This is a genomic window from Rhodopirellula sp. JB055 (assembly GCF_043100905.1).
In the GTDB taxonomy this organism is placed as follows: Bacteria; Planctomycetota; Planctomycetia; order Pirellulales; family Pirellulaceae; genus Rhodopirellula.
This window is the reverse complement of sequence record NZ_JBICHO010000248.1, coordinates 1-7,013: the sequence shown is the minus strand read 5'-3', so window position 1 is coordinate 7,013 and position 7,013 is coordinate 1. Positions and strand designations below refer to the sequence as shown.

Genomic DNA, 7,013 nt, shown 5'->3' with positions numbered 1-7,013 from the left:
ATGATGGGTGTCGTCGTCAATCGGCCTCTTCAAAACACTTTTCCTGGCCAACGATTTGGTCGTTCCTTGCTCAAGGACTGAATATGGCTTCTCCCGATCAGAATGTGATCGACGAACCGCAGATCGACGAAAAAACGGCTTCCGAATACGACGAAAATGCGTCGCAAGGGTCGGGTTCCGCCGATACGGGGGGAATGACCGAGATTCAGAAGCAGCGATTGGAAGAACGGGAGCGTTTGCGGACCAGCAAATTCGACATCGTGACTTCGCTGTTCATGTCCCTGATTCTGTTCATCGGCGCTTTTGTCGTGATGTTGTTCATCGTCTGGCTGACGATGCGAATGCCAGAAAGAGTGAAGTCCTTTCCGCCAATCGAAGAAAATGCGGCCGGTCGTGCCGACAATGCCGAAGGTTTCGAGCGTGACTTTGAGCCGCCAGGGGCGGAAGAAGTCGAGGAGCTGATGGAACCCACCCTGCAAGACACCATCGAAGCGGTGACCGACGCGGTCAGCAGCGTTGCCGGTGCCCTGGACACGATGAACACCAGCGCCACCGCCAGCACGTCAGGAACGGGCAAAGGGGACAGCCGTCCACCAGGTCCCGAGGGGGAAGGCGAAGACATCGTCCCTCGATTCGAACGATGGCAATTGAACTTTTCCGCCAAAGGACTGAAGCCTTACGCCAGCCAATTGGACTACTACAAAATCGAACTCGGTGCGATCGGCGGATCGGTCCAAGGGGTCGACTACGCCAGCAATTTGGCTAGCAAGCCGAAATCGCGGCACGTCAATGACAGCGAATCGGAAAAGCGGCTCTACTTCATGTGGACCACGCCCAGCCCGCTGATGCAATTCGACCGAACGTTGCTGACTCAGGCCGGAATCAACGTCAATGGGCGGCAGATGCTGAAATTCATTCCGGAACAGCTCGAAAACGAACTGGCTCACATCGAATTGGCGTATGCCAAGGAAAAGGGGCATCCGAGCGTTGTTTCCATTGCCAAAACGGTCTTCCAAAGCACCGCCAGCGGAAGTGGGTACCAATTCGAAGTGGTCGAACAACGCTATCGCAAAGGCAAATGACGTGAAATTTCAAATCGGGTAACCACAATGGAATGCGGCGGCCTCCATCGTCCTCGCTCATCGTTATCATGCCTCGCTCTCGCCTGGTCGTGAGGGTTTCCCGCGACTGAAAAACACGGCGAAAAGACCCAGGCCGGCACCCGACAAACTTGTCTCCTCAGCGAGACGCCCAACCGAATCCCACCAAACAATCGTCTCACTCAGAAAGTACATAGGACAAAACGTTGTTGCTCGCTGAAACTTCGCTGTACGAAATCATTTCCAACTCGACGTACGCGGCTCTGGCCGCTGTTGCTCTTTGGGGGCTGTATCAGATCGTGATCGTGTGGACCCGCGTTGGCCAAAAACGATTCAAAACAGAAGAACAACAAGACGCGTTCATGGACGACGTCGAGCAAATGCTGCGGGCGGGCGATTACGAAGGGGTTCGCGAATACTGCGAAGGCGACGTTCGGGCGATCCCGCAAATGATCGACATGGCCGTCGTCAATCGCGACGAAGGCTTCAAACGTGCCAAGCAAATCATGATGGACCGTTTTCAGCGCGATGTGATGAGCGACCTGGAATACCGACTCAGTTGGGTCAGCACGGTCATCAAGAGTGCCCCCATGATCGGGCTGTTCGGGACGGTGTTCGGGATGATGGGGGCGTTTAAGACGCTGGCCACCGCCGAGCAAGTTGAGCCGTCCGCTCTCGCCGGTGACATCCAAGTCGCTCTGGTGACGACGGCCAGCGGTTTGGCGATCGCAATTCCGCTGATGTTGTTGGTCGCCACCGTGATGATTCGGATCGCGAAAATGGAAGATCTGCTGGGATCCGGTCTGCAGCGATTCTTCGAAGCGTTCAAAGTTGGTTTGGCCAAATCTCAAGGCGCGGCAACCAAGAACGGTGCCTCCGCTAACGCCGAAGTCGCTGCTGGAGTTCGATGATGAGTCAGGGATTCATTGACGACGATGATGACGACGACGAACCAGCCCTGCCTCGGAAGAAACGTCCTGAGGAGGAGATGGACATCACGCCGATGATCGACATCACGTTCTTGCTGCTGATCTTCTTTGTGGTTGCGTCCAAAATGGACCCAACCCAAACCGGCAAAATTCCTGAGGCGACCAACGGGTTGGCGATCTCCGCGAAGGATTCCGCCGTCATCTTTATCGAGCCCGCTGGCGGTGATTCACCCGCGATTCTGCGCCGCTATGACGGCAGCGAATTCAGCAAAGACGAAGAGACCGCGACCAGCGAGATCGTTGAATATCTCACTGGTGAATTGGAAAAGTCCATCGGAACAAACAAGAACCAAGTGATGTTGCTCGGGGACGCGGAGGTGAAGGTGTCCGAGGTCACCAGAGTTCAGAAGATCGTTGGTGATGCGTTTCAAGATTTGGAATTCACTTACATCGCCGTCAAAGAACAGTAAGCAACGAGTCAGAAAATGGTGTCAGGTACCTTTTTCATTCGTTCCTATCCCGCATCCGTTTTGAGTGACAAACATGTCAATCCAATTTGAGTGCCCTTCCTGCGGTGAGTCACGTCTCGTGAACGAACGCTTGGGCGGACGAAAAATTCGGTGCCCAGGTTGTGACTCACCCATCACGATTCCGGAGGCTCCGGTTGCGACGGAGCCAGAACCGGTGGAGGTGGAACCTGTAAAAGCTGAACCGGTAGCGGTCGCGGCTGTCGAAATGGAACCCATCGCCGAAGCTGTCACGAGTGCCGAAGCCGAAGAGGTTGGGGGCGGCAGTCCTGCCCACGCCGCGATGCGTGAGGAACTCGCGGCCGTGTCCGAAGGCGTGGAACCCGCCGCATTCAACCTGGACGACGATGATGACGATGCCCTGCCGCCACGCAAAAAGCGTGACGACGGCGAACTCGATATGACACCGATGGTCGACGTGACTTTCTTGCTGCTGATCTTCTTCATGGTCACGGCCAGCTTTTCGTTGCAGAAGTCGATCCAAATGCCTCGCCAGCAATCCGAATTGCCCAGCACGAACAACGATCCAGAAGAAACGGATGAGAAGGATCCGGTCGAGCTGGAAATTGACGAGAACGGCGGCTTCCTCGTTCTTGCCCCTGAATGGGAAAGAGAAACGCCTGGCAAGCAGAACTTGATCACCGCCCTGAAAGAGGCGGTGGGCGACAATCGCGATGGCATGCAGTTGAACATCAAGGCTCACGAAAATGCGAAGCTGCAGTTCCTGGTCGATGGCATGGACGCTGGAACCATCGCGGGCTTCGCTGCGTTGCAGGTGACCGAAGTCGACGGTTTTGATTGACGCTTTTCTTGACGCTCGTCCCCACCATCGCACGCTGGCGACTACTTCATGTCGGCGTTTGTGATCCTTTGCCTCTTGTCTTTTCTATCCACCAACAGAACCCACCGGCTCGATCGTCGGCGGATTCACAATCATCAACATGCTTGCAAACGAACTGATTGACCAACTGGAACGGCGGGGTCTCTTGGACCAAGAGATCATTGAGGCGTTGCGAGAACAAATGTCTCAAGGTGGCTCACGCGTGACTCCTGAAGCGGTGGCCAAATTGTTGGTCGACAACGGCCAACTGACACGATTCCAAGCGACCAAGCTGATCGGGGAATTGCGCAGCGAATCGTATGATTCCGAAGCTGCGGAGGTGATCGAAGGCGAAGAAGATCTGACGGCACAACTGATCGATGACGATGATGTTCCTGAAGCCGTCATCGAAGACGACGACCCGTTTGGCGACAATCCCATCGAAGTCGAAGCTGTTGTGGCGGAGCCGGTCGAAGTGGTTGCCGAAGCGGATTCGATGAGTGATTCGATGGGGTCTGCCCCATCACGCAGTCGACCGTCTGCTCGAGTGAAGAAGCCGGAGACCAAATCGACTTGGGACTCGTTCAAGATCTATGGCTACCTGGGGATCATTGGATTCTTGATCATCGCCGGTGGTGTGCTCTGGTTTGTGCTTTCCAAGGGCAACGCGGACGAGTTCATTGCCTTGGCCAACAAGCAATACGACAGCCAAAGTTATCAACCCGCGCAAGACGCCTACATCGCTTACCTGGATCAGTTTGGTGAAAACAGCCAGTACTCCTCGTTGGCTCGAACACGAATCACGATGTGCGAATTGTTTCGTGCCGAGCAAATGACCGATCCGGTTGCCGGGTTGGAAATGGCAAAGGAAAAGCTGCCGACAATCATCGATGAAGAGGCAATGAACGATGAACGTGGCAACCTTGCCGGCTTCCTCGTCGATGTTGCAGAGAACATTGCAAGAGAAGCCGAGGCAGCAAAAGAAACCGAAGAGAAACGGCGTCTGCTCGAGCGACTCGATGAGCAGCAAACCTTGATCGACAACCCGAACTACATGTTGTCGACCATGAAAACGACGTTGTCAGGTCGTTTGTTGCAGTTGACGGAAGCTCGCAACCGCGTCAAACGCGAAATTGATCGCAATGTTCGGTTGGATGCAACCGAAGCGGCCATGCAAGCGGCGCTCGCAGAAAAGAACACCAAGAAAGCTTACGACGAACGTGACGACTTGCTGCGTGATTTCCCAGAGCTTGCCAAGGACCCTCGTCTGGTGACTTTGATCGAAGAGGCCAGCGACATTCAGCAAACCTTGGTCAAACCATCGGCAAAAACGCCTCAGATCAGTACGGATCCTGTCGAGGATGGTGCTCTGCGGTCGATCGTGTTGACCACGCGTCAAGGCAATTCGATTCCTGGAATTGAAGACGAGGTCTTCTTCCTTCGTGCGGGCGGATCGGTTCTGGCTTTCGCTGTCGACGATGGGCGATTGTTGTGGCGTGATTACACCGGGCAAGGCGAAGACTACACACCGTTGCGTCTGGATGATGGGACGGCGGTTTTGTTGTCCGACATGGCCAACGACGAAATTCGCCGCTGCCGTGGAGAAGACGGCGAAGTCGAGTGGCGTGCGAAGATCGGCGAACCGTTTGTGGAACCCGTTGCAGGGCGTGATTCCATTTTGGTGACAACGAACTCTGGGACATTGGTCTCGATGGATTCGGATTCAGGTGATGTCAAATGGTCGACGGATTTGTCTCAAGAATTGTCGACGCCGGCCGGACTCGATGACACCCTGAATCGGATTTACATCCCCGGCAGTCACAGCAACCTGTACGTGCTCAACGCGCGTGACGGCAAATGCATCGAGAGTTTGTATCTCGAACACGATGAAGGGACGATCGCGGTCGCTCCAGTGTCGTTGCTCGGCCACGTGTTTGTGATCGAAAACGCGGGCAGCGACTACGCTCAAGTTCACGTTTTGAAAGTCGATGAAAACGGCGAGAATATCAGAATTGCTCAGAGTCCATTCCGATTGGACGGCAATGTGGTGGTTCCGCCAATCGTTCAGAATCGTCGCTTGATTGTGTTGACCGACCGCGGCCAAGTGGCGGTGTATGACATCGAGCCCACCTCGGAAAAGGAACAGGTCTCGTTGATCGCACAGCAGGTCGCCGCGTATGACAAACCCACGCTGACTCGGATGGCAGTCGGACGCAGCCAAATGTGGATCACGGGCACGCGAATCGGTCGTTACGAGTTGCAGATCAACACGGGGCGTGTGGTTTACGATTGGGGCAAAAGTGAAGGTGACACCTTCATCGGCCAACCGTTGGCGCTCGAAGATGTGCTCGTGCACGCTCGTGTTTTGAAGGGGACCTCCGCCATTCGTGTGACGGCGGCGGAGCCCAAGACAGGGAACATGTTGTGGCAAACCGATGTGGGGACACCGATCGCGATGATCACTCCCGCGCCCGAAAGTGGTTTTCATGCCGTGACCAGCCAAGGGGCGCTGTTCCAGTTGACGTCGGACTCACTGGCGACGGGCTCGACGCAAGGCCCGATCGAGAATCCCGGTGCGAAGGGGATCTCCATGAGTTTCCAAAACCCAATCGCAGTGGACGACGTTCGTCGCATCTTGTTGAATCAAGCCCAAAAGGGCGAAGCGTTGATCTACGACCCGACTCGTCGAAGTGAGAAGCTTCGCAAGGTCACGTTCCAATTGACGGGGCCGAAGCCAACCGGCGTGGCAACCTTCAGCGGCGGCGGATTGTTCTTGCCGCTCGACACGGGGCGTGCCGTGTTGATGGATTGGCAAACCGGACGCGTCAAAGGCGCTCCGTTCCAACCGGCCAGCGATCCCACCGCAACGGTCGAGTGGACCAATCCCGTCAACAGTGCCGCGGACCCCGATCAAGTCTTGATCGCAGACAGTCGCAAGAAGCTATATCGGTTGCGAGTCGGTGACCAAATTCGGGAATTGTCCAGCATTGATTTGGAGGCACCTTTCCTCGGCAAGGTTGCCGGCGTGGAGTCGAGTTTGCTCGGTAGCGTCAGCGGCCCGGCCTCGGATTACCTGGTGGGGCACGACCAAACCGGACTCGAGCAAACGTTCAAGAAAGTCTTGGATGGACGCGTGGTTTGGGGACCCGTTTCAGCGAAGTCAGATACCGCTGGCGAGATCGCTTTGTTGATCACGGATGACCAAACGTTGCGAGGTTTCAGTGACTCCGGTGAACCCCTCTTTCAAACGCCCATGCCAGAAGCCGGATTGTTGGTTGACCAAGTCGTCTCGATCGGAGGTCGCTGGGTATTGACCGGAAAAGATGGCTGGTTGACCGCGATCGATCCCGCTTCGGGCAACGTGGTTGGCACGACGAAACTTGGCCAACCTTTGTCGGCGAGTCCTTTGCCGGTGGGCGACAAACTGCTGGTCCCGGGTACCGAAGGTGTCGTTTACATCACGAACATTCCCGGTGACGCCTGATCCATGCCATCTCAGTCCTTCATGAATTCCAACGTGTTGCATTTCCGACGATTTCGCTGTGTTCAACGCATCGTTTCGAACAGTGTTCTGTGCTTGGTGCTCTTCGTCGTGGGGGCCTCCAGTGCGCAGGCCCAACTGCTGAACTACGCCGAC

At 55.6% G+C, this 7,013-nt stretch carries 5 protein-coding genes; all 5 read left to right on the top strand.

Annotation, left to right across the window (positions count from 1 at the left end):
- Positions 1-83 precede the first annotated feature (83 nt).
- The 5 genes from ACF8AM_RS10245 (at position 84) to ACF8AM_RS10225 (ending at position 6,860) form a co-directional block, all read left to right on the top strand.
- Positions 84-1,082: a hypothetical protein gene (locus ACF8AM_RS10245; protein ID WP_392555549.1), complete on the top strand. Its 999-nt coding sequence runs from the start codon at positions 84-86 to the stop codon at positions 1,080-1,082.
- A 224-nt stretch (positions 1,083-1,306) separates the two neighbouring features.
- Entirely contained in the window at positions 1,307-2,011 is a 705-nt protein-coding gene (locus ACF8AM_RS10240) for a MotA/TolQ/ExbB proton channel family protein (RefSeq protein ID WP_392555545.1), read from the top strand.
- On the top strand, positions 2,011-2,499 hold the full coding sequence (locus ACF8AM_RS10235; RefSeq protein WP_392555548.1) for an ExbD/TolR family protein: 489 nt from the start codon (positions 2,011-2,013) through the stop codon (positions 2,497-2,499). The genes ACF8AM_RS10240 and ACF8AM_RS10235 overlap by 1 nt, the downstream gene beginning before the upstream one ends.
- 118 nt (positions 2,500-2,617) lie before the next feature.
- Entirely contained in the window at positions 2,618-3,358 is a 741-nt protein-coding gene (locus ACF8AM_RS10230; RefSeq protein WP_392555547.1) for an ExbD/TolR family protein, read from the top strand.
- Positions 3,359-3,470: 112 nt separating this feature from the next.
- The gene (locus tag ACF8AM_RS10225; RefSeq protein ID WP_392555546.1) at positions 3,471-6,860 is read left to right on the top strand and encodes a PQQ-binding-like beta-propeller repeat protein; all 3,390 of its coding nucleotides are present in this window, start codon (positions 3,471-3,473) and stop codon (positions 6,858-6,860) included.
- Positions 6,861-7,013 lie beyond the last annotated feature (153 nt).

What these genes read in the sequence shown, in the direction of transcription:
- ACF8AM_RS10245 (WP_392555549.1), top strand. Translation starts at nt 84, where the DNA reads ATGGCTTCTCCCGATCAGAATGTGATCGACGAACCGCAGATCGACGAA.
- ACF8AM_RS10235 (WP_392555548.1), top strand. Translation starts at nt 2,011, where the DNA reads ATGAGTCAGGGATTCATTGACGACGATGATGACGACGACGAACCAGCC.